Here is a 22,775-nt window from a genome sequence, read left to right as displayed (position 1 = left end):
CCCGTCCGTAGCGCCAATCACATCGCCCGAACTGCCCTGCACCGTGATAGCAGCCAAAGCGCCAGTAGAAGACGCATCTATGCCCGCACCGGACCGACCGGTCACAACAGCCGTCGAACCCAAGGTGATCGTTGTCGTGCCATCTGCTGCGATCGACCTGATGCCTACCGCCTCTCCGGTAACGTCAGAAACCGTGATGGACATGGCACCCGGGCCATTTTGTATGGCATAAATACCATCATAACCGGCACCGCCACCGGTCACGGCGGCATCCGCCACGATGGTCAGGTTGCCCGTGCCATAGTTTATCGCTTCGATACCACGCTCGCCGCCGGATACAGCTCCGGTTCCGGTCGTGATGCTGAGCGATGTACCGTCGGAATCATTATAAGCAGAAATACCGTCATAAGCGGTGCCGGTAACCGGCCCCAATGCACGGATCGACAGTTCGCCACCGTTATAGTTGTTAGCACTTATGCCATATTCAGATCCCCTGACTTCACCATTGGTCACAATATTGAGATCGCCGGTACCCACATTGATAGCTTCAATACCGGTGCCGTCCTGTCCATCTACCGTCCCTGAACCCGTGTAGATTGACAGGAATGTCGATGCATTTGTCGACAATGTGAAATCCGGAGTGTTGCTCGCGCGAATGCCGTCACCAGCCGATCCGTTAACCGAGCCATATGCAGAAACAGACAGTCCACCACCCAGCTCGTTTTCAGCGTCAATTCCGCTGTTACCCCCTTGCACGTTTCCGTTGGTGACTATCGTCAGGTCACCAATACCGCGATTAATCGCGTGCACACCGTGATCAGTTCCGCCGGTGACAGCCTCTGTCGTAATGGAAAGCGAACCAACACCATATCTGCCGTTCACCGCATAAACGCCTTTTCCGGCATTGCCAGTCACCTGATCGGTCGAAACAACGGTCAAATCACCGCCGCCGTAATTTCCCGCGAAGAGACCAACAGACTCGCCTTCTACCGCAGCCGTCGTCACTTCGAGATCACCCGCGCCTGCGTCAACTGCGAGAATACCGGCGCCAGACGACCCGGTAACCTTGTTCGCCGCCGAAAGAATCGTGCCACCGTCTCCCTCGTTAACCGCATAAATGCCATGATAGCCGCCTGAAACGCCGTCGACAGAAATCGTCATCCCTCCACCGCCGAATGCGAAGATTCCCGAACCATAGGTACTCGTAATAGAACCGTTGGCTACAGTCCCGCCGATATCAATATCACCGCCGGTTGACACGGCCAAAATGCCGCTTCCATAAGCACCATTGCGTGCAAAACCGTCGACCATGATATTGCCGGTTGGACCTGTTCCGGTAATGCCGCCAGACAGACCGCTGCCCTGAATGGAAATATCACCGGTACCGGCATTCGCGAAGATCCCGTTGCCACCGGTGCCCAAAATGGTGTCGACCGCTGAAACCGTGATATTGCCGCCGCCCGATGCCACGTCCAGACCATCGCCCGCATTGCCGGTTACGCTGTTCAGGTTTTGCACGAGAATATCAGCGCCAGCCGTGATCAAACCTATTCCGTCCGATCCACCCCTGACATCGCCAGATGATCCTTGCACCGTGATATTTGCAAGGGCACCGGTAGAAATTGCATATATGCCCGTGGAACCGCTTACTACAGAAGTAGGGCCCAGGTTGATGGTTGTCGTACCCGTTGTCGCGGTTGTTTCTATGGCAGCAGTGGCGGCGGAAACGTCATCGACGCTGATGTCGATCGCGCCGGTTCCGCTCTGTTTCACTTGGATCCCTTCGGCCATCCTGCCTTTGATCGCGCCTGCCATTGTATCAATTGTAATGGCACCGCCCTTGCTTAAGACCAGTATACCGTCACGAGATTCGCCGGTGACATCAGCAGTTGTGATTGAAATTTCGCCGCTTTCTGTGACCTCCGCAAATATTCCACTCTGACCTGAAAGAAGATATCCGGCTGTAGTGTTGATCGTCAGGTTGCCCGATCCGACTTTACCATAAACCGCGTACTTACCGCCGTAAACACCAGCAGTGGCGATAGAGATGTCGCCGGTTCCCTGGTTTTCAGCGACAATGCCTTGATCATATCCGTAAGCATAGCCAGCGCTGGTATCAATTGTAATATTTCCCGCACCACTTGATATCGTGGCAGACACTGCGCGATCATAACCTGTGACATCGCCAATAGCTGCCGTGCCACCAATATCAATATTACCACTTCCGGTTGCAACAATCCCTGAGCCAAGAGTCCCCTCGACGCCGTCGACAAGGCCTACGCCCTGAATCGATATATCGCCCGTCCCGGCATTCGCAATTATGCCATTGCCGCCAGTACCAAGGATCGTGTCGACAGCTGTGATCGCAATAGCACCGCCGTTCGATTTCGCCTCAATGCCATCTCCAGCATTGCCGGTCACGCTATCGAGATTGTCGACCACGATGTCCCCACCCGCTGTGCGCATGTAGATGCCGTCTGTCGCACCGTTAATGTCGCCCGAGGATCCCTGAACGGTGATACTGGAGGAAGCTTGGGTAGCAACTGCGCGAATGCCTTCGGCTGAATAACCCGTCACATCATTGACGGTAATACCTACATTACCGCTACCTGCATGGCTCGCATAGATCCCGCTGCTTCCGCCTTTCACCGTACCAGCGCTGGTATCAATAGTCAGGTTTGTAGCTTCGCTATACGCATAAACGCCATAACTTCCTTGCCCGGTGACATCCGCAGTGATGATGGACACAGCACCGGTTCCGGCATTCGAAACGGATACACCACGACGAGCGCCAGTTACTTCACCGGCCACCGTATTGACGGATAAGTCGACCACGTTGACGCCGCCGTAAACGCTTATCGCGTCGGTAATCGTGCTCGTGACGGCGGCTGTCGTAACGGAAACACTTCCGGTGCCGGAATGTGAAGCCTTGATCCCGTAATCACCACCCTCCACAGTCCCCGCACTGGAGTTGATAACAATTGACCCGATTCCGGAATTTGTGGCATAAATACCATAGCTGCTGCCCTTGATATTACCCACGGCCGCGACGCCGCCGATATTGATCGAAGCGACCCCCAACGTGTTTGTATCGACATATATGCCAGAGCCGTTGCGTCCTTCGACCAGATTCCCGTCTCCAACACCGACGGCTTGAATGGAAATGTCTCCGCCGACACTGTCTATGACGATTCCGTGGCCGGTCGAACCGACGTCGCCACCACCCAGAATATTGGCCACATTGGTGATGGTGATGTCGCCGCCAGCAGAATTCGCATCGATACCGTTGCCAGTACTGCCTGTCACACTGCCGAGATTGCCTACCATGATAGCACCGCCATCGGTGCTCAAAATCATCCCGTCGGTATAGCCGGTGACGGAGCCAGATGCTCCCTGCACCGTAATACCAGCCGTCGCACCACCTTTGGCTTCGGCGAATATGCCGATACCCGATGTTGACGTCACAGCCTCGCTGGACAGCATAGTAATCCCGATGGCGCCAGAGGTGGTTGTGGCATCGACCCCGGAACCATATCCGGCACTGTTGCCAGCATCTACAATACCCCTGATGGTAATATCTACATCGCCGGTACCAGTTTGCTGTGCGCTGATACCATCATCACCTTCGCCAAGAAGCCTACCGGTGCCGGTTGTGATCTTAATTGCGCCGGTTCCGGAATGCCGCCCACGAATGGCTGTGGTCGTGCCTTTGACCAGCCCCGCTCCGGTTGTGATGGTGAGGTCGCCGGTTCCGTAGTTACTGGCACGAATGCCGTCTCCGCCACTAAGCCCATCCCCTTCGACCTTGCTATATGCAGTAACAGTAATCGCCCCGCCAATTGCCTCATTGCTGACCAAAATGCCAGAATCGGTCTTGCCCCTCACATCGCCATTGGCCGTAATCCACGTATCACCTGCGGCTTCATGCTCTGCCTTGATAGCAATTCCGCCGTAGACAAGCCCCGTGCCGGTCGTAATCCGCAGATCGTCCGCGCCTCCCTGTACGGCCTGAATGCCAAATTGATAGGCTCCGACTCTACCTGCACCGGTTTGAATGGTCAGTGCAGCGCCATATGCGTCATTTCTTGCAATAATAGCGCTATTCTGGTCTCCATAAACCCTGCTATCACCCGTCGTCACGGAGAGCGCCCCGCCATTGTTGTTTTCAGCAATAATGGCAGAATGGCCCAGCACTTCATTCGCCGTAACAGACAAGGATCCAGCCCCGTAATTGGTCGCACGGATACCCACTGCGGATGCTGAAGAAACGTTAGTCGCTCTGGCAGAACCGCCCGACTGGATATCAATCGATCCGCTGCCCTGGTTCAAAGCGCGGATTGCATCTGTCCTCTCGGCTATCACACTCGCACCTGCCTCGGTAACAATCGTCAAATCGCCTACACCACCGGTTACCTCCACATTTACAGCGCCATTGCCGCCCGTAACCGAGCTTCCACTATTGACAATATTCAATGTCTGCGAAGCCGCTCCGTTCATGTCGATGGCATAGTCAGGCGGAGAAACAGCAGGAGTTTCGACCGCAGTCGGCGTCGTGTCATCGCCAATCGTGATCGTCAGATCATCGACCGTCGTCTCAATTGGGTCAATTGTGCCAGGCGCAGCGACCACACAGGTGATATCGCCGCCTGTCAGCGCTGTGGAAGGATCGCACCCGGCCGGCAGGGATTGTGCATTTGCCGCAGAAGCCAGTGCAACCGACAGCATGGCCGCCGATGCAGTGGCGAGCAACGATCGTGATTTTTGTTTTCTGGAGGAAAGACTTATACTCGACGAGGCTTCAGAATTCCCGGCATAGCTACCAGCATAACCATATCCGGAATTTATATCGATACCCATTTTACGCGCTTCCCTTTACAAACTCCCCTCATCCTCAATGGTTTGTTTAGTGCGCAGCAAGCGGGTCATATGGTGACAGTCATCCTGATTGCCATATCCTGTTAAACTCGACGCAGACTCAACCCTTGATCAGAAGCGGATAACCAAGAGCTTTCAATGGAAGCTTCCTTTTCGCAAATCTTGTAGATCGCGTTTAGATTGTCGTTATATTATCTGCATTTTTTGCCAGAGTTCTGAGTTTGTCGATCGGGTATTTCAGCCTATAGCGAAATCGGATCGAACCTCTGTTCCATCATTGCGCTATGCGCCGAATATCAAGGAACTGGCGTGTTCTGACCTTTTTTCCGATCATGAAAAAGGATAGAATGATTGGAGTTTCGGTTCCGTTTTTCTTACCTGTTCCCGGCTGGCGCGATCGTAAATCCACGGCAGGGGGCGTTGAAAAACATCATTGTCAATTGTATTCGCATCACATCATGACGCTCTTCAGCCTGAGGAGCCGTCAACCAATCTGGCTTGCAGTGAGGGTCGCAGGGCAGAATTTTACCCAATCTTTTGGAGAATCAAGTGACGGACACGAAAACCAAAGCTGCTGGAAAACAGTCGGCTGAAAAAGCACCAAAAAAAGGCAGCAAATCGACCACCAAAACGGCGTCAAATAAGGCTTCTGACACGGCTCCCACGCACATTGACCCTGCTGACAAAGGCAAGCCTGAAACCGCTCCGAAACCTGTGCCAGATGGATCAAAAAGCGTACAAGACAGTCCGGAGTCCGGAAAAATCGATATCAATTTTTCGCGCGGCCTCGCTCCGTTTCTTGCCGCAAATGAATTTTCGCTGGCGTTCACGTCATATCAGACCGGCCGTCTTTATCTGATTGGTTCGGGCGCCGAAAACAAACTGGCCCTGCACGAGGCGCTTTATCCTCAGGCCATGGGTGTTTGCGGCAATGCGGAGCGGATTTATCTCGGTACATTGACCCAGGTCGTCCGTATGGAAAACGTCCTTGGCGCCGGTCAGATAGCCAACGAAGCACATGACAAGGTCTATGTTCCTCGCAACATGCAAACCACAGGTAATATTGATATTCATGAACTTGCCATCCGGGATGACGGGCGGATCATTTTCGTGAACACCAGCCATAGTTGCCTATGCGAACCAAGCTTGAAACACAGCTTCAAACCCATCTGGAAGCCTGATTTCATCACCAAACTCGCGCCAGAAGATCGTTGTCATCTCAATGGTCTGGCAATGGAGAATGGCCAACCCAAATATGTCAGTGCCATTTGTCGTTCGGATGTGGTCGACGGTTGGCGAGATCGCCGCCATGATGGCGGCATCATCATTGATATTGAGACCGACGAGATCGTCGCCGAAAATCTTTCAATGCCGCATTCCCCTCGCATTCATGATGGCAAGCTTTGGATATTAAACTCCGGAACCGGTGAACTGGGATGGATCGACAAGAAGAAGAAAAGCTTCAATCCGGTCGCGTTCTTCCCCGGTTTTCTTCGTGGCCTTGCATTTCATAACGGCCACGCGATTGTGACGCTTTCCAAGCCGCGTTACAAGCGCTTTGATGGCCTGGCACTTGCCGACACTCTCCAAGAGAAAGACGCTGATGCCTGGTGCGGTGTACAGATTATATCACTTAACAACGGCAACGTAGTCCAATGGATAAGATTTGACGGCGGAATAAGCGAATTGTTTGACGTCTGCGCTTTGCCGGGTGTTAAAAACCCCATTACCTTGGGCCCGCAATCTACCGAAATCAGGGACTTTATCACTATTGAAAAACCTGACTGGTAGCGCCGAACGGGGAGCCTTGCGGAATTCATAGAACACTGGATTGTCCGGAGTTCGATTCCGGTACAGTGGAGGAAGAAACCCGACCAAGAAAAGAGACATTGCTATTGGGATTCGGACACTGGGCTTTTCGATCGTGCCAAGAAAAATGCGATGTCCGCGAGTATCGCCAGTCCCAAAAACTCCATTCCCCACAATCCAAAACTGACGCGTTTGACTCCGGCTTCTTCATCCGGCGTGCTGGGTCCCGGCGCGGTCAGTCGTTCATACAGGCCGATATCGTTCGGGTCTTTCGGCTCCCATTTGGGCTTTCGCGGGGTATGAAGATCCAAAGCGTTATCTGGTTGACGCCACTTGAACCTTCTCGAACGGACGCCGGTATATGGTCCATTATACTTTTTTGGATGTGATCTGGCTGCCTGCAGATAAAGCGAAAGCATTTGTGGATGGGCTTTACGCAAGATAGTTCGATATTGACCAAAGGCCAGGCCAAAAGCTTTGTTGGCAATGTCCGCCTGATCCCGAACGCGGATGCCCGCCTTTGCTGCAGGCAATATCAATTAATCTATTTCGAGAAGGCAACCGCAGCCTCAAACGTGTTCATGAAATCACGGAACAGCAGCCATTTCTCATCTGCAATAGTGATGACGTGTGCAAAGTCTGATTCAATCGGTTTTCCGGTAGATCGCGCTGTCAGCCGCAAATGGCCGGTGACAACCACCTTGTCTCCTTCACAAATATAATCCTCTGGATCGAACTGATGAATATCCACCGATGACAGGACTGTCTCAAAAAAACTGCGCGCCTGTTCCAGGCCATTATAGTTACGGGCATAGGGAATAATATCCGGACCATAGAATTCAATCCGTACGTCCGGATGCAACCACTTCACGATGCTATCAACATCATGGGCGCCAAAGGCTTCAAACACATGTTTGGTGACATCAATTGGGGTGATCATCGGGATTCTCCATTTTGCGCATCGTCAAAGTCGTTCTTCAGAAGCTGAACCGCAGATCAATACCATAAGTGCGCGGAGCCCCTAGTGGCCCGACAAATTCCGCACCATAGACGGTCCCGGTCAGGATCTGGTTGGTGAAATAGTTTTCATTGGTAAGATTGTCGCCGAAGAGCCGGATGCTCCATTGTTCATCGGCGCTGGTGAAACCAAGGCTGGCCCTTAGAAGACCATAATTGTCCTGCGCGGCGGCATCGATATTGAAGATCGTGAAATATATCTTGCTTTGCCAGTGATATTCCGCCCGGGCGACGATTTTCCCGCTGTCTGCCAGTGGTTGTTCAATCTGGCCCGCCATGCTGAACTTCCAGCGTGGCGCTCGCGGCAGACGCAAGCCATCCAGATCCCGCAACAAAGTGCCAGGAGCCTGCGTTAGAGGTGCCGGACGAAGCGGTTCGGTCAACTGCCCTTTCGTAAATTGCGCATCAACATAGGTAAGCGCACCTTCCAGCTGGAAGAAATCGCTGGGTTTCGCAACGGTTTCCAGTTCAAATCCGCGCACCCTCGCCTTACCGACATTGCGGATGATGGGCTGGTTACCGACGCTGTCTTGTGCCTGCAGATTTGTATAATCATACCAGAAGGCCGAAGCATTGAGCAGCAGGGCCCGATCAAGCAACTCGGTTCGGGCGCCAATCTCGTAGGACCAGATTTTCTCCGGTTCGAACGGATCACGCTGGCTGCTGCCAATATTATAACCACCACTTTTAAATCCGCGTTGTACGGACGCGTAAAGCAGCACATCATCGACGGGGCTGAAGTCAATTCCGATCTTCGGCGTGAACGCGCTAAATGTTGTTGGCCCGTTTACCGGCGCAATGATGAAGCCGAAAGGATCCGGCTGCGCCGCGTCACGATCTTCGGTGATGGCATTCGGAAAAAATATCGTATTCGGAGCGATCCGCATGTCCGGCAACATTACAAGGTCAAAATTCTGCCGTCCGTCCCGTCGTTCCTCACTGTAGCGCCCGCCGAACCTGATGGTGATCTGGTCTGATACGTCCCACTGGGTGTCGAGGTAAACGGCCCAGGCTTTTGTCTCCTGCTCGCCGCTGAGGTGCAGTTCGCAGCACAGATCGGTTGCAGGAAAGACAACCGGAAAGGGCGGCAAGACCCCGGCGTTCTGCAGATCGGTGAAGCCCTGTATAAGAATTGGTTCCCAGAAATTCCCGAAAATATCGTTTCCGACTATGTTGCGTTCTTCAAAATAATAGCCGCCTGCGATCCAGGAGAAGGGTTTGTTGGTCGGAGAGCTCAGCTGAACCTCACCGCTCCATTGCCAATGGTCTTCTTCGCGCCCGACATAATTGTTGAACGTGTCGGACAGATCGAATTCGTTCTGGGAAACAGGGTTGGTATCCCGATAGCTTCCGATGACTTTCAGACTGTGATCTGCAATATCCCAATCCAATGTGGCCCCCAAACCCCAGTTTTCAACGTCATTGAAGTAAGGCACGTCTGCAAAGATCTGACGGGATCCGGCGGCGGAAACGCGGCCGGCATTCTTGATCGCAAAATACGGGAGAGTTTGCGATCCTTCACGCGTACCGTACCAGCCAGTTACCTCATCTGCATAACCGGCGCTGGCATAGAAATAGGCATTGGCCTTGTCATCGGCGTGATAATAATCGCCATTCAGCGTGAGCGTCGCATCGGGCGACAAATCTGCTTCAACGGTCAGGCGAAGAGCAAAATCCTCCTTGTCCTCAACCCGTTCAGTCGTGTCATCCGGGCGGGTTGCGATAGCATAGCCGTCCCGATCCTCCCATTGAAAGGCAAGCCGGGCGCGAATGGAATCGTTGAGCGGACCGCCGATAGCGCCAGCGACACGAAACCGGTCGTAGTTGCCGACCGTGAGTTGCAGATTTCCTTCGAGATAGTCGCTTGGACGGTTGGTGACGATATTGACTGCTCCGCCCGTAGCATTGCGTCCATAGAGTGTGCCTTGAGGGCCGCGCAAAACTTCTATTCGCGCAACGTCGAAAAATTGCGGGCCGATGGCAGCAGGACGACTGATATAGACCCCATCAACATAAGTTGCCGTTGAACTGTCCGTACCCGCGATGATGGTTGGGGTTCCGATACCGCGGATGAAAATCGACGTGTCACCCTGGTAAGTCGCAATCTGCACGCCCGGTACGATCGCACCCACCTGTTCGATCGAACTAATGGATCTGTCTGCCAGATCATCTGCACCAAAGGCGGTAATCGCCAGGGGAGTATCCTGGATCGATTCCTCCCTGCGGTTTGCTGTGACAACGATGACGTTGCCATTGCCCGGTTGTGCGTTGGTGGTTGCTTCTTCCTGTGCAGAAGCTGGTGTGGAAATTGTTGCCATTGCACCCAGGCTGACAGTCATCAGCATGGCGCGTTTCCAGTTTGCGCTATCCATAAATTCCTCCCTGTGCCGACATTTTCCATCGGACTTTTTGAAAACATTTCCTGTCATTTGCGGTCGCGGAAAATGACCGGATTCGCTGTAAGACCATGGTTCAGCAAACTGACTCCTTGCCATTCAGCTGTTCCGGTCCTTTCAATTTTTGCGTAACGTTCGGTCAGGGTCCGGGCCGTTGATTCCGCCTCGAGTCGGGCAAGCGGAGCGCCCAGACAGCGGTGGATTCCATATCCAAAACTCATGTGCCGACTGGCGTTCTCCCGGTTCAGGAGGAACTCGTACGGCTCCGGGAAAATCTCGGGGTCATAATTGGCTGCCCCAAAGAAACAGGCTACCCAGTCCCCTCTTTTGATATCCGCCCGGCCTATCGTGATGTCACGGGTTGCTACCCGAAAAAGCCGTTGCGGAGGCCCGTGGAAACGCAACGTCTCCTTGTAGATGGCGTCAAAAAGAACGGGATCATGGACAAAGCGCTCCCAGATGTCGGGAAAGTCCGCAAATACGGCGATCAAATTGCCAAGGTAGAAGGAAGTGGTTTCGGCTCCGGCAACCGTTGCAGTCATGCAAAACCGGACGACTTCTTCGTAGCTTAGGCTTTCACCATCAACCTCAGTATTTATAAAAGCGTTGAGAAGTGAACCATTGGCCGCTTGGCCTCGTTCGATCCGGGTCATCTGTTCCCGAACATGTTTCTCGAAAAAACCCATAGCCTCAGTATTGAATGACTGGCGCTCTTGCGGCGTGATGTTTGCGGACAGCATGAACGCTGTTGCCCAGTTGCGGACATCACGATCCATTTCATCGGGCATTCCGAGAAGGTGGACCATCACCCGGCTCGGGAGCATCGCACAATATTGAGCCATGACATCAACAGGCTGATTGGGCATGAAAAACTCATCCATACTTGCTGCAACCAGCCGGTCTACTTCGGGCGAGAGGGATTTTATCGATGATGGCTGAAACACTTTGGCGGCAATTTTGCGCAGCCGTGTGTGATCCGGTCGGTCATGGTTGACGAGCATCAACGTCGGAGCAGACGACCCTTCCTGCAAGCTGTCACGCGAAGAAAAGCTCTCATGATCCCAGGCCACCGCCGCAACATCATCAAAGTTCAGGACCACCCATGACGGTTTTGGTTCATCCACGCCCGGCATCGTACCCGGCGGATAATCGCAATAACCAAATAGCGGAGATTGGCTCCGGAGCAGATCATAAAAGGGATAGGGATTCTGGATAACATCCGGACGGCTCAATTGGCCAACGTCAAACGCCTCTTTCATATATCTCCTATCCATCTATATTATATGTCGAATCGACATTATTTCTTTAGGACATAATATGAATCAGACATAGTTGCTGTCAACGCAGTGATTTATTTTTCCAGAAATAGATCTCTATAGCATTGATATATATATAGAATACTTTTGTTAGCCGTACCTTCTCTTCCACGCCATGCCGGTAAAATTCTGACAGACTGAATCGTTGATTGGAGAAAAATGTTGCGTGGTGACAATGGACTTACTCGCATTTTTCGTTCAATAGAAAACGAGTGGTTTGGACAAATGCAATTGAGATGGGGTAACGGGTGGATCAGAAGTCAGATTTTGGAATAGAATATCCAATCCGGCGGGAAACAGCTCCTCAGAATTTTCTGAAACTGTTTTATCCGTTTCACTATTCGGTAGGAATGGCCGTTGAAAAGCAGCTGAGCGGTGCGGACCTGACTCGCCATCAAACAGTGATCTTGTGGATCATCCATTCCAAAGGTGAAAATGGCAATACAATTCATCGAAAGACGATCGAACGGTTGATCGGCGAATGGTATGATCTGGGCAGCCCCGCGATTTCCAAGGTATTACGGGCCATGGCAGACAAAAAACTGAATCTAATTTCCATAAGGGAAAGCAAAACTTCCGGACGAGAGAAAGTCATTCGCCTGACCAAAAAGGGTCAGCAAACTGTGAATATCATGATGAAACGAACCGAGGTTTTCATCAAATTGATTGCCGACAAACTCACCGATGACGAAATTGTCAAAGGAATGGAATTCATGAGCCGCGTAGGCGAAATCGTTGAAAGCGGGACAGCCGAAAAATAGCCGGCAGAATAGTATTCAGCATTCGCATTGCAGCTTGGCAGGCTCTCGCAGCTTGAACTGCCGCAACATGGAAACTGGGTAGAAGATTGAGCAGATCTGTATTCTCTTCCTCACGTTACGGCCGCACGGATGCGATATTCAGGGCGGTCCCATTCACGATCAATGCAAATGGCGCGCAGCCGCTCAATCGCTTCGATGATATCGGAATGCCGCAAATATAGCGGTGTCATGCCAAAACGCATGATATCCGGTGCACGGAAATCGCCGATTACATCATGCGCTTTCAGGGCTTGCATCATTTCATATCCTTGCGGATGCGCGTAGGCGACCTGGCTCCCGCGCAGCGCGCTATCGGCTGGGCTGACAAGCTCGAAGCCAAAATCACCGCAGCGATTCTCCATCCGCTCGATGAAAAGTTCCGCCAGTGACACTGATTTCCGGCGGATTTCAGCAATATCGGCTCGCAGCATCAAATCGATCCCGCATTCCAGCGCCGCCATCCCCAGGACCGAGGGAGTGCCGCACAAAAAGCGCTCAATGCCACCAGCCGCATCATAATCCTCTTCAAAATCGAAGGGACGTGCATGTCCAAACCAGCCAGACAGGACCGGCTGCGCGTGATGATGGCGCTCTGCAGCAAACAGATAGGCCGGTGCACCCGGACCGCCATTGAGAAATTTATATCCGCAACCTACGGCAAAGTCAGCGTTGGCAGTGTTCAGATCAACCTCGATTGCACCGGCACTATGACTGAGATCCCAGACAACGAGAGCGCCAACCTCATGGGCGCGGCGTGTGACCTCAGCCATGTCGCGGACCTGCCCGGTCTTGTAATGCACTTGCGTGAGCAGCAACACGGCGACGTCCTCATTTAGCCTGCCGATGACCTCGTCCGGACCGACTGCAAGGCAGTCAACACCCGTTCCTGCAAAGCTGGCCAGCCCCTGCATCATGTAGACATCTGTCGGGAAATTGGTCTGCTCTGTGAGCAGAATCTTGCGCCCTTCTTGCAGCGAAAGAGCAGCCGTGAGCGCTTTGAATATATTCACTGAGGTAGAGTCGGCGACAATCACCTCGCCCGCTTTCGCCCCGATCAGACGTGCAATCTTGTCCCCAACCCGGCGCGGTGCATTCACCCAATCTGCACCAAGCCATGAAGTGATAAGTCCTTCGCCCCATTCTTCCCGAATTGTCGTCTCCATTCGGGCAAGCGTAACCTTGGGCAATGCGCCGAGCGAATTGCCATCGAGGTAGATCATCCCGTCCTTGAGTGCGAATTCATCGCGAAATTGACGCAGCGGATCCTGTGCATCCAGCTGTTCGACTTCATGCAATGCCGCGTTCATTGCGCAAGCTCCCGCAGGATGGCCCGCACCGGGCTGGCATCAGCGCCTTCAATGGCAAGCGGCAAGGCGATCAGTTCATAATTGCCGGGTTGCACGTCATCGAGCACCAGTCCTTCGAGTATCCGCATATCACCACGCAACACCTCATTATGAGCATCCATGGTCTTGGAAGTCTGCGGATCAAGCGAAGGCGTATCTGTACCGATCAACACCGCACCTGCATCGCGCAATCGCGCTATGACTTCCGGGGCAATCGCCTTGAAATCTTCATCCCATCGGGCGTGCGGGAAACTGTCGTAGGTGCGGAAAAGAACCCGGTGCGCCCCTTCGATCGCAGTCCAGTCACAATCCGCTACCTCAACCCTGCCATTCGCACGGCGGACCTCGGTCACGACGCATGGGCCAATATAGGCCGCCAGGCTGGAATCTGCGCTGGCAACGCCATCGTTGCTGTAATGCAGCGGGGCATCCGCATGCGTGCCGGCGTGGAGCGGAAAGGAAATCGCGCCAACATTGACCGGACATTCCGGCCCGATTTCTGCGTGTTGACTTAGTTCCAGATCAGGCTCCCCAGGCCAGATCGGCGTGGTTGTACCGAGACGCTGCGAAATATCCCAGATGCGCGGCAGACTCATGCCGGACAGCCTTCTGCATAATCGCCACCCTCTTTTGGCGCAGCCATGCGTGTGCGCATCGCCCATAGTTCAGGGAAGAAGCGCAAATCGAGCGCCTTGACCAGATAGGATACACCAGACGATCCACCTGTCCCCGGCTTGTGCCCGATTACACGAGAGACCGTTTTCATGTGTTTGAAACGCCATTCCTGAAAATAATATTCCAGTGCCGTCACCTTTTCGCCCAGACTGTAAAGCGGCCAGTTATCTTGCGCATTTGTGTAAATTTCGAGCCAGGCATCCTCGACCGCATCGCTCGGCTCATAAGGCTTCGAAAAATCGCGATCGAGTTTCTCGGCCGGAATATCAAAGCCGTTGCGCGCGAGCAAACGAAGCAGCTCGTCATAGAGCGATGGAGCGGTCAGCGCCTGCTCCAGATGCCGCCGTTTCTCGTCATCATCATTGTGGATTTTGACAAGATCGCCGCGCTTCAGACCGAGCCGGAATTCCAGTTCACGATATTGATGTGACTGAAATCCGGAGGCTTTGCGCAAAAACCCGCGAAAAGTGAGGAAATCATGCGGGCTGAGCGTCGCCAACACCTCCCAGGAATGAATCATATGGCGCAGGATGGTGGCAATGCGGTCAAGCGATTTTTCCGCTTGCGGCAACTGGTCCTGCTTGATCTGGCCGATGGTAATTCCGGCTTCATGCAAAACCAGTTTGAGCCAGAGCTCCATAGTTTGATGCATAACGATAAACAGCATCTCGTCCGGTTTGTCCGAAACGGGGATCTGGCTCGCGAGCAGCTGATCAGTCTGGATATGGCGCGCATAGGTCAGTCCCCGATCCCACTGGATCGTTTCGCCGTCGATTTCGGCCTCGAAGGTCTCGACGCCGTCTTCAATTGTACGTTTGATGGTCATTTCACGCTCTCTTTTTCGCGTTCATAAGTTGGCAACAGTGTAAGCGCGATCTGACGGATCCGTGTCACCAATCGGGATCAGTGGCAGATCGCGAACTTTGTCATACACATGTTTGAGGCTGGTCGTTTCCATTTCCTCCAACAGGGCATCAAAGCTTTCGATCACGAAATAGGTCGGCTGGAAAGTATCGAACGGCCATTCCGTGCGCATCAGGCGCGGCAAGTTGAATTGCAATCTGCAAGCCTTGTCGCTGGTGAGCGCATGAACCGCCTCGGCATGGCTGGACAAAAGTCCTGCGCCATATGCACGCAGCTCTTTCCCTTCGCGGATCAGCCCAAATTCGACCGTGTGCAGATAGAGACGGCCCAGCCAGTCAGACATGCCAAGCTTCTCCGCCCTCAAGCCCGCACGCCCATAGGCCGTCATGAACTCGCCAAAGGTGGGATCCACGAACATGGGCAGATGGCCGAACACATCATGAAACATGTCCGGTTCGTCATTATATTCCTGAGAGCTGCCCTGGCGCAGAAAATTCGCGACCGGGAATTTTCGTTCGGCAAGCAGCTTGAAAAACGGCTCATTGGGAATGACCCCGGGCACGGCGACTACGATCCAGCCCGTGGCTTGTTCGAAGGTCTTGTTAAATGCCTTGAACTCCGGGATGCCCCCTTGATCCAGCCCGATCTGTTCGACCCCACTGGTAAATGAGGCAGACGCAAGACCTTTGAGCAAGCGCACTTGTCGAACCGTCATCTCGTGCCAGCGGTCATGATCGGCATCGGTAAACTGACCCCATTCCTGCGGCATTGTCCAGTCTGCCGCAACACCGGGTGGTGGCTCGTCATAGACATGAAGCGCTTCCATTGCAGTAACTCCCTCAGCTCGTTGCCTGGCTTTTCACGTGGCTCCGCAACCTAGCCAACAACGTACCGAACATTATCCCAATTATTTCACGAAAAGGGCAATTTTTAGGATGATTGATTGTCGACTGAAGCTTTGACAGAACGAATTGATTTCCAATCGCATTTTTTCAGGTTAAAAGTCTGCACTCAAATTTATGGATTGGATGTCAGAATGGATCGATTGGACTGGAAAATAGCGAGTGCGCTGGAAGAAAACGGACGCATGTCGTTCGCAGATTTGGGAGAGCAGGTAGGCCTTTCAAAGTCGCCATGCTGGACAAGAGTTCGCGAGCTTGAACGCCGCAATGTGCTCTTGGGATATGGCGCACATGTGAATCCCGGAGCTATTGGCCTCGGCGTACAGTGCTACATCGCGATCAGGATCGGATTTGACACGCATGCCAAATTCGAAGCGGCTGTCGCGGAACATCCGGCGATATTCGAATGCCATACGACTGCTGGCGACAGCGACTACATGTTGCGTGTTTATGCCAGATCGGTTGAGCATCTCGATGATTTGCTGCGCCACGAAATCTCCAAGCTTCCCGGCGTCCAGTCCAGCTCTTCAACGATATGCCTCAAGAGTATCAAACAGCGCGCATCGCTCGCCAGATGGGGTAGCCAACTTGCCGGCGATGAGAGCGAATAGCGGGATTGTGGCCTCATATCGCCGCTGACAAATGATCTCTGGTCACCAGAACAGGGAAGCACGCGCTGCTAAACCAACGACATACGGGGACCAGTTGCGCGTTATCGCTCAAAATCGGGAAACGCACATATACTGGAAAAAAGTGGTGCCCGAGGGCGGATTCGAACCACCGACACAGCGATTTTCAGTCGCTTGCTCTACCAACTGAGCTACTCGGGCAACGGGGACTGCAAATTGTGTCAATCCCAATGAGAAGCGCCGCTATAGGCGGCTCCTGCATGGATTGTCCAGTCCAAAAATTGCCCAATTATTATGACGATTATTCAGCAGGTTCAGGACTCTCCGTCGCGCCCTGTTTCCCCGGCAAAATGATCCGCCAGCTGGTCTGGCGAAACTGCTGGTCCTGGCACTTTATAGCCCTCATCCAGCCACTGCAGCAAATCGCGATCCTTGCAGCCTGCGCTACAAAACGGAGCAAATTCGGATGATTCCGGTTTTGCGCACAGCGGGCAGCTTTTCGGTTTTGACGACGCCATCTTGCGCTTTACCCCAGCAGTTGCGGGAACAGGCCAAAGAGCAGAATCAGGAAGACGGCAATCGGCGCAAGCCAGCCGATCAGAAAGCGGTACAGGCCCAGCATTCCCGCGGACAATCCGGTTTCAGCCTGGACGAGTTTCTTGTCGGCCTTCCAGCCGATGAACACCGATGTCAAAAACGCGGTCAGTGGCAAAAGCACTTTCCCGACCAATCCGTCCACCGTGTCGAAAATACTTGCTTCTGCAAATAGCGACCAGAATGGCAACAACCTGACATCAGACCAGATATTCAGCGACAGCGCACAGGCGACGCCCACCAGGAAAATCACGCCTCCAGTAACCCATGCTGCCTTCGGACGGCTCCAGCCGGTTTTTTCCTTGGCCCAGGCCGTTACAGCCTCGAGCAGCGAAATCGAGCTGGTCAGCGCAGCGAAAAACACCAGCACGAAAAAGAGTAGTCCAACGAAGGATCCGGCAGGCATGGTATGAAATGCGATGGGCAAGGACTGAAAAACGAGTGTCGGTCCGGCCGCCGCATCCAGTCCCACTGCAAATACAATCGGAAAAATCATCAAGCCCGCGAGAATTGCAACACCTGTGTCGGTAAGTCCGATCATCACGGCCGTTGGCGCCAGCTTCGTCTCCTTCGAAACATAGCCTCCATATGTGATCAAGGCCGCAGAAGCGACACTCATCGAGAATAACGCCTGCCCCAGGGCTTCATTCATAACTGACGGGGACAGTTTCGAGAAATCAGGCGTAAACAGAAACGCAACCGCCTTGGCAAATTCGCCGGTAAACGCGCCGTAAATCGTGATCAGGACAAGCAAGACGAAAAAGGCGGGCATCAGGATTGTCGCAGCTTTTTCAATCCCATCGGTAACACCACGTGCCACGATCCAGATCGTCACGCCCATGAACAGCACGTGCATGCCCAGTAAAAGCAGATTATTCTGAAACAGGTCCGTCATGCGGTTCGGAATGGTTTCCGGCGTTTCAGCAGCCAGCGCGCCGGCCATCGGATTACCGGAAAACAGCGCTCCCAAAAAATCAACGCCCATAACGCCGACATAATAAAGCACCCAGCCAGCAACGACGCTGTAGAAGGACAAAATCGCGCCCGCGCCCAAAATCCCGAAACCGCCAAACCAGCCCCAGTTGCGGCTAACGCCAGAATCTTCGGCCACCTTCAACACGCTGTGATAGGCATCGCTGCGCCCGTGGCGTCCAATCAAAATCTCGGACAATACCATCGGCAGTCCGATCAGTACGACGCAAGCAATATAGACAAGAACAAAGGCACCGCCGCCATTTTCACCGGCCAGTGTCGGAAAGCGCCAGATATTGCCGAGGCCCACTGCCGCACCCACTGCTGCCAAAACAAAGGCCCATCGCGAAGACCATCCCTCGCCGCCTGGTGCAACTGCGCCTGCCATATCAAATCCCCTAAACTCGTGTTTCCGTCTCTGCGGATAGTTACAACGGTACCTAGCCTTTCAACAGCATCGGGCCAAGCGGTTTTCCCGCAAATATATGGACGTGCAGATGCGGGACTTCCTGATGGCCATCTTTGCCGACATTGGCGAGCAACCGATATCCCGGCTCCACCATCCCGGCTGATCTGGCAACATGGCCGACTGCGTGAACAAACCCGACGATTTCGGATTCAGTTGCATTCGCCGAAAAGTCATCCCAGCTGACATAACGTCCCTTGGGAATGACAAGAATGTGATGGGGGGCCTGCGGATTAATGTCATGAAATGCCAGCGCATGGTCGTTTTCGTATACGGTCTGGTTCGGGATTTCCCCACGCAGGATTTTCGCGAAGATATTGTCGTCATCATAGGGCTGGGTTGCATCAATCGCCATGCTCAATCCTTTCTCGAAGCCTTTTCGGCCAGTCCTGAAAGACCTTCCCTGCGCGACAATTCTGCGAGCACATTATCAATCGACAAACCCATGTCAGCGAGCAGTACCATCAGATGAAACAACAGGTCCGCCGCCTCACCCGTCATCGCATCCGGATCATCCTGCACTGCTGCGATGACGGCCTCAACCGCCTCCTCGCCCAGTTTTTCGGCCATCTTTCCACGGCCTTTGCTGCGCAGGTTCGCGACATAGCTATCTTCCGGGTTCGCATCCCGCCGCGCCCGGATCACGATTTCCAGTTGTTCAAGAATATTGGTCATTGCCCCGGTTTGAGCGAGTGAAGGGACAGCCGTCAAGCATTAGCTGAGCAACCAGCAAAAAAGCTGTGTCTCTGGCAAAGAAAAGGGCCGCTAAAACCCCCGTTTGCGACCCTTTCCCCGTCGCCGCGATAACCGAAGCTTCGCGCGACAAACTCATATGTTGCCGCTAGGGCTTGCCGCGGTGTTTCTTCGCCGCATATCGACCCGCCACCAGACCCGCGATGCCGAGTGCCAGCATGACAAGATTGGATGGTTCGGGGATGGGCGTACCCTCCCGGCTGGATGAGTTTGAGGATGTTTTGGAAGACCCACGCACCGCATTGTCCGCCGTCTTAGTCGGGGCGCCGCCGGACCCGGTTTCAATCGGTGATCCGGCATTACTTTCGCTGCCATCGGCCCGTGAGGACACAGAAATGGTGCTTATCATGCAGGTCAGCCCGACAAGAGCCACTAACTTTACGAACTTCATACAACTACTCAATGTTTTGGCCCAGAGACCAAAAAAGACCCACATGTCCGGTTAAGCAATATTCCTGCCAATATCGGGGATAGAACGTCATAGGCGGCATGCGGTGGTTAACGAAAACCGGGTTCACACCAAGTTGTAAGTTAATCCGACATTTACCATGTTATATTTACATTATAGGGACTTAGTGGAAATACGTCAGAATCTATCTCGTCTCCCCGCAAATATGCAGACTATTTGCGAGCGGGTAATCCGGCGTTGCGCAAGGCGGCGTGCGCTTCGGAGATACTGTGCTGGCCAAAGTGGAATATCGACGCTGCCAGCACTGCATTGGCATGGCCTTCGGTAACCCCTTCCACGAGATGGTCCAGCGTTCCGACGCCGCCGCTGGCGACCACCGGAACCGCAACTGCGTCGGCGATGGTTCGGGTCAAGACAAGGTCATAGCCATCGCGAGTACCATCGCGGTCCATCGACGTGACCAGCAATTCCCCTGCTCCCAGATTCGCCATCCGAACGGCATGTTCGATGGCATCAATCCCCGTCGCTGTTCGGCCGCCATGGGTAAAAATCTCCCAGCGTCCATCGTCAACGCGTCGGGCATCAATAGATGCGACCATGCACTGACTGCCAAAACGTCCGGCAATATCGCTTATCACCTCGGGTCGGGAAACGGCCGCACTGTTCACCGCCACCTTGTCCGCTCCAGCCATCAACAGCGCCCGGGCATCTTCGGCATTGCGGACCCCGCCACCAACCGTAACCGGCATGAAACAGACTTCCGCCGTACGGCGAACCACGTCAATTATAGTGTCACGATTTTCATGAGAGGCGGTGATATCCAGAAAGCAAAGTTCGTCCGCACCTGCCAGATCATAAGCCTTCGCCTGCTCGACCGGATCTCCCGCATCCTGCAAATCCACGAAGTTCACGCCCTTGACCACGCGGCCATTGGCGACATCGAGGCAAGGTATGACGCGGATACGCACCGTCATCCGCGCGTTGCCATCGCAATTGCAGTCGCCAGGTCCAGGCGTCCGTCATAAAGTGCCCGTCCGGTAATCACGCCTTCGATTCCATCCTGCGCGAACTGACTCAGCATGTGAATGTCATCCAGCCCCTTCACACCGCCGCTGGCGATGACAGGAATATCCACGGCCCGCGCGAGATCAACTGTTGCTTCAATATTGCATCCCGTCAGCAAGCCGTCCCTGCCAACATCAGTGAACAGCACTGAAGCGACGCCCGCGTCTTCAAAGCGCCGGGCGAGGTCAATCACACTGACTTCGGAAACATCCGCCCATCCTTCGGTTGCAACGAAGCCGTCCCGGGCATCGACAGCAACCACAATCCCGCCATCATATTCTTTGGCCATATCCTTCACAAAATCAGGATCTTTAAGCGCAGCAGTGCCAATGACCAGCCGCGCCACACCCAGCTGGAACCAGCGCTCCACTGTCTCGCGATCCCGGATCCCGCCACCCAGCTGCACATAGCCAGAAAAACCCGTGACAATCGCCTCAACTGCTTCCGCGTTTTGCGGCTTGCCGGCAAAAGCGCCATCAAGATCCACCACATGAATATGCTCGGCGCCTGCGGCAGCAAATAACGCGGCCTGTTCTGCGGGATTGTCACCATAGACCGTCGCGCGATCCATATCGCCTTCGGCCAGCCGTACGACTTCACCGGATTTCAGATCAATAGCGGGAAAAACAATCATGGGTTCCACTCCAGGAATCTTGTGAGAAAGGCCAGACCGTAAGCCTGGCTCTTTTCGGGATGAAATTGCACGCCGATCACATTCGCCCTGCCGACAGCAGCTACCAAAGACATCCCGTGCGCAGTGGTTGCAAGAATATCGGCCTCATCGGCAACATCAAAGTGATAGCCATGCAGATAATAAGCCTCGCCTGATTCCATCAAACCATGGTCCTGCGATGGCAGAACATCATTCCATCCCATGTGCGGAATTTTGATATCCGGCGACGGTGCTTCGATCGCATGTACGGTTCCGCCGATCCAGCCAAGCCCGTCATGTTCGCCAAATTCTATGCCTTTGTCAGCCAGCAATTGCATGCCGACGCAGATACCGAGAAAAGGCACTGCATCGCGCAATACCCGTGTTTCCATTGCATCGATCATACCATTGATATTCGCCAGAGCGGTCCGGCAGGCACCAAAAGCACCGACGCCAGGCAGCACGATCCGATCAGCCTTTTCAACAATATCCGGATCTGCGGTCACCAGAATGTTTCCTGCGCCGGCAGCAATCAGTGCGTTATGGACACTGTGGAGATTCCCGGCGCCGTAGTCGATCAGCGCAATGGTTTCAGCCACCAAGCTGGCCTTTGGTGGAAGGGATCGCATCGCCTTTGCGTGGATCGCGCTCGATCGCCTGTCGCATTGCGCGGGCAAATCCCTTGAATATGCTTTCTGCGATATGATGATTGTTTTCACCATATAGCAGTTCGATGTGCAGCGTAATTCCGGCGGCATCTGCCACGCTATGGAACCAGTGCTTGAACAGCTCCGTATCCATTTCGCCCAACCGTTCCTGGGTAAACCCCGCATTCCAGACCAACCATGGCCGTCCGGAGATATCGAGCGCCACGCGGCTCAACGTTTCATCCATGGGCGAATAAGTGCTGCCATAGCGCACGATCCCGGCCTTGTCAGCCAGCGCTGCACTCAGCGCCTGTCCCAGAGCGATCGCGCTGTCTTCGGTTGTATGATGCTGATCCACATGCAAATCGCCCTTGATCCGCAAAGTCAGATCAATCAGCGAATGCCGGGCAAATTGCTCGATCATATGATCGAGGAATCCAATACCGGTTGCGATGTCATAGACACCGGTCCCGTCGAGATTAAGCTCGACGAAAATCTCGGTTTCTTTGGTATTTCGCTCTATTTTCGCGGCACGCGTTACACTCGTCATGGCTCATGCCTATAAAGCCTTCATCTTTTCAGGCAAGA

General features: G+C 53.7%; 21 protein-coding genes and 1 tRNA gene. 3 read left to right on the top strand and 19 right to left on the bottom strand.

Annotated elements, in window-relative coordinates; all coding sequences use genetic code 11:
- Window positions 1-4,857 (bottom strand): hypothetical protein (locus tag ABJI30_RS04080; RefSeq protein ID WP_348015630.1); only part of this gene is annotated, 4,857 nt, incomplete at its 3' end.
- Between the two features lie 567 nt (window positions 4,858-5,424).
- Between ABJI30_RS04080 and ABJI30_RS04075 the strand changes: the two genes are divergently transcribed.
- A complete protein-coding gene (locus ABJI30_RS04075) occupies window positions 5,425-6,666 on the top strand; it encodes a TIGR03032 family protein (RefSeq protein ID WP_348015628.1) in 1,242 nt (413 codons plus the stop codon).
- Window positions 6,667-6,767: 101 nt separating this feature from the next.
- Here the strand turns inward: ABJI30_RS04075 and ABJI30_RS04070 are convergent, their stop codons facing one another.
- Genes ABJI30_RS04070 through ABJI30_RS04055 form a run of 4 tightly spaced genes read right to left on the bottom strand, consistent with a single transcriptional unit; the run spans window position 6,768 to window position 11,356 of the window.
- Window positions 6,768-7,217, bottom strand: a complete 450-nt coding sequence (locus ABJI30_RS04070) for a hypothetical protein (protein WP_348025375.1) — start codon at window positions 7,215-7,217, stop codon at window positions 6,768-6,770.
- A gap of 11 nt (window positions 7,218-7,228) precedes the next feature.
- Window positions 7,229-7,624, bottom strand: coding sequence for a nuclear transport factor 2 family protein (locus tag ABJI30_RS04065; protein ID WP_348015626.1), 396 nt, complete (start codon window positions 7,622-7,624; stop codon window positions 7,229-7,231).
- A gap of 37 nt (window positions 7,625-7,661) precedes the next feature.
- Window positions 7,662-10,073 (bottom strand): TonB-dependent receptor, encoded by a 2,412-nt coding sequence (locus tag ABJI30_RS04060; protein ID WP_348015625.1) that lies wholly within the window; start codon window positions 10,071-10,073, stop codon window positions 7,662-7,664.
- A 53-nt stretch (window positions 10,074-10,126) separates the two neighbouring features.
- Window positions 10,127-11,356 (bottom strand): cytochrome P450, encoded by a 1,230-nt coding sequence (locus tag ABJI30_RS04055; RefSeq protein ID WP_348015624.1) that lies wholly within the window; start codon window positions 11,354-11,356, stop codon window positions 10,127-10,129.
- Window positions 11,357-11,661: 305 nt separating this feature from the next.
- On the opposite strand from ABJI30_RS04055, the gene ABJI30_RS04050 reads away from it, so the two are divergent.
- Window positions 11,662-12,174 (top strand): winged helix DNA-binding protein, encoded by a 513-nt coding sequence (locus tag ABJI30_RS04050; protein WP_348025374.1) that lies wholly within the window; start codon window positions 11,662-11,664, stop codon window positions 12,172-12,174.
- A 110-nt stretch (window positions 12,175-12,284) separates the two neighbouring features.
- Here the strand turns inward: ABJI30_RS04050 and kynU are convergent, their stop codons facing one another.
- The 4 genes from kynU to phhA are packed head-to-tail and all read right to left on the bottom strand — an operon-like array spanning window position 12,285 to window position 15,924.
- Window positions 12,285-13,520 (bottom strand): kynureninase, encoded by a 1,236-nt coding sequence (gene kynU, locus ABJI30_RS04045; RefSeq protein WP_348015622.1) that lies wholly within the window; start codon window positions 13,518-13,520, stop codon window positions 12,285-12,287.
- Window positions 13,517-14,155 (bottom strand): arylformamidase, encoded by a 639-nt coding sequence (gene kynB / locus ABJI30_RS04040; protein WP_348015621.1) that lies wholly within the window; start codon window positions 14,153-14,155, stop codon window positions 13,517-13,519. Before kynB ends, kynU begins: the two co-directional genes overlap by 4 nt.
- Window positions 14,152-15,060, bottom strand: a complete 909-nt coding sequence (locus ABJI30_RS04035) for a tryptophan 2,3-dioxygenase family protein (protein WP_348015620.1) — start codon at window positions 15,058-15,060, stop codon at window positions 14,152-14,154. Before ABJI30_RS04035 ends, kynB begins: the two co-directional genes overlap by 4 nt.
- 21 nt (window positions 15,061-15,081) lie before the next feature.
- Complete coding sequence (gene phhA / locus ABJI30_RS04030) at window positions 15,082-15,924, bottom strand: phenylalanine 4-monooxygenase (protein WP_348015619.1); 843 nt, start codon at window positions 15,922-15,924, stop codon at window positions 15,082-15,084.
- Window positions 15,925-16,134: 210 nt separating this feature from the next.
- Here phhA and ABJI30_RS04025 point away from each other — a divergent pair, with 210 nt between their 5' ends.
- Window positions 16,135-16,611 (top strand): Lrp/AsnC family transcriptional regulator, encoded by a 477-nt coding sequence (locus tag ABJI30_RS04025; protein ID WP_348015618.1) that lies wholly within the window; start codon window positions 16,135-16,137, stop codon window positions 16,609-16,611.
- Between the two features lie 143 nt (window positions 16,612-16,754).
- Here the strand turns inward: ABJI30_RS04025 and ABJI30_RS04020 are convergent.
- The 10 genes from ABJI30_RS04020 to hisB form a co-directional block, all read right to left on the bottom strand.
- Window positions 16,755-16,830: transfer RNA gene (locus ABJI30_RS04020), tRNA-Phe, on the bottom strand.
- 113 nt (window positions 16,831-16,943) lie between these two features.
- Window positions 16,944-17,147, bottom strand: a complete 204-nt coding sequence (gene yacG / locus ABJI30_RS04015; RefSeq protein WP_348015617.1) for a DNA gyrase inhibitor YacG — start codon at window positions 17,145-17,147, stop codon at window positions 16,944-16,946.
- An 8-nt stretch (window positions 17,148-17,155) separates the two neighbouring features.
- Window positions 17,156-18,583, bottom strand: coding sequence for a sodium-dependent transporter (locus ABJI30_RS04010; RefSeq protein ID WP_348015616.1), 1,428 nt, complete (start codon window positions 18,581-18,583; stop codon window positions 17,156-17,158).
- Between the two features lie 52 nt (window positions 18,584-18,635).
- A complete protein-coding gene (locus tag ABJI30_RS04005) occupies window positions 18,636-19,016 on the bottom strand; it encodes a histidine triad nucleotide-binding protein (protein ID WP_348015615.1) in 381 nt (126 codons plus the stop codon).
- A gap of 2 nt (window positions 19,017-19,018) precedes the next feature.
- Window positions 19,019-19,336, bottom strand: a complete 318-nt coding sequence (locus ABJI30_RS04000; protein ID WP_348015614.1) for a phosphoribosyl-ATP diphosphatase — start codon at window positions 19,334-19,336, stop codon at window positions 19,019-19,021.
- 166 nt (window positions 19,337-19,502) lie between these two features.
- Complete coding sequence (locus ABJI30_RS03995) at window positions 19,503-19,805, bottom strand: PEP-CTERM sorting domain-containing protein (RefSeq protein ID WP_348015613.1); 303 nt, start codon at window positions 19,803-19,805, stop codon at window positions 19,503-19,505.
- Window positions 19,806-20,035: 230 nt separating this feature from the next.
- Window positions 20,036-20,797, bottom strand: coding sequence for an imidazole glycerol phosphate synthase subunit HisF (gene hisF / locus ABJI30_RS03990; RefSeq protein ID WP_348015612.1), 762 nt, complete (start codon window positions 20,795-20,797; stop codon window positions 20,036-20,038).
- Window positions 20,794-21,522 (bottom strand): 1-(5-phosphoribosyl)-5-[(5-phosphoribosylamino)methylideneamino]imidazole-4-carboxamide isomerase, encoded by a 729-nt coding sequence (gene hisA / locus ABJI30_RS03985; protein WP_348015611.1) that lies wholly within the window; start codon window positions 21,520-21,522, stop codon window positions 20,794-20,796. The genes hisF and hisA overlap by 4 nt, the downstream gene beginning before the upstream one ends.
- The gene (hisH, locus tag ABJI30_RS03980) at window positions 21,519-22,169 is read right to left on the bottom strand and encodes an imidazole glycerol phosphate synthase subunit HisH (RefSeq protein ID WP_348015610.1); all 651 of its coding nucleotides are present in this window, start codon (window positions 22,167-22,169) and stop codon (window positions 21,519-21,521) included. Before hisH ends, hisA begins: the two co-directional genes overlap by 4 nt.
- Complete coding sequence (gene hisB / locus ABJI30_RS03975) at window positions 22,132-22,737, bottom strand: imidazoleglycerol-phosphate dehydratase HisB (protein ID WP_348015609.1); 606 nt, start codon at window positions 22,735-22,737, stop codon at window positions 22,132-22,134. Before hisB ends, hisH begins: the two co-directional genes overlap by 38 nt.
- Between the last annotated feature and the right edge of the window lie 38 nt (window positions 22,738-22,775).

It is taken from the genome of Parasphingorhabdus sp., assembly GCF_039968395.1.
GTDB lineage: Bacteria > Pseudomonadota > Alphaproteobacteria > Sphingomonadales > Sphingomonadaceae > Parasphingorhabdus.
The sequence above is the reverse complement of the archived record's forward strand: the minus strand, read 5'-3'. Positions and strand labels throughout refer to the sequence as shown.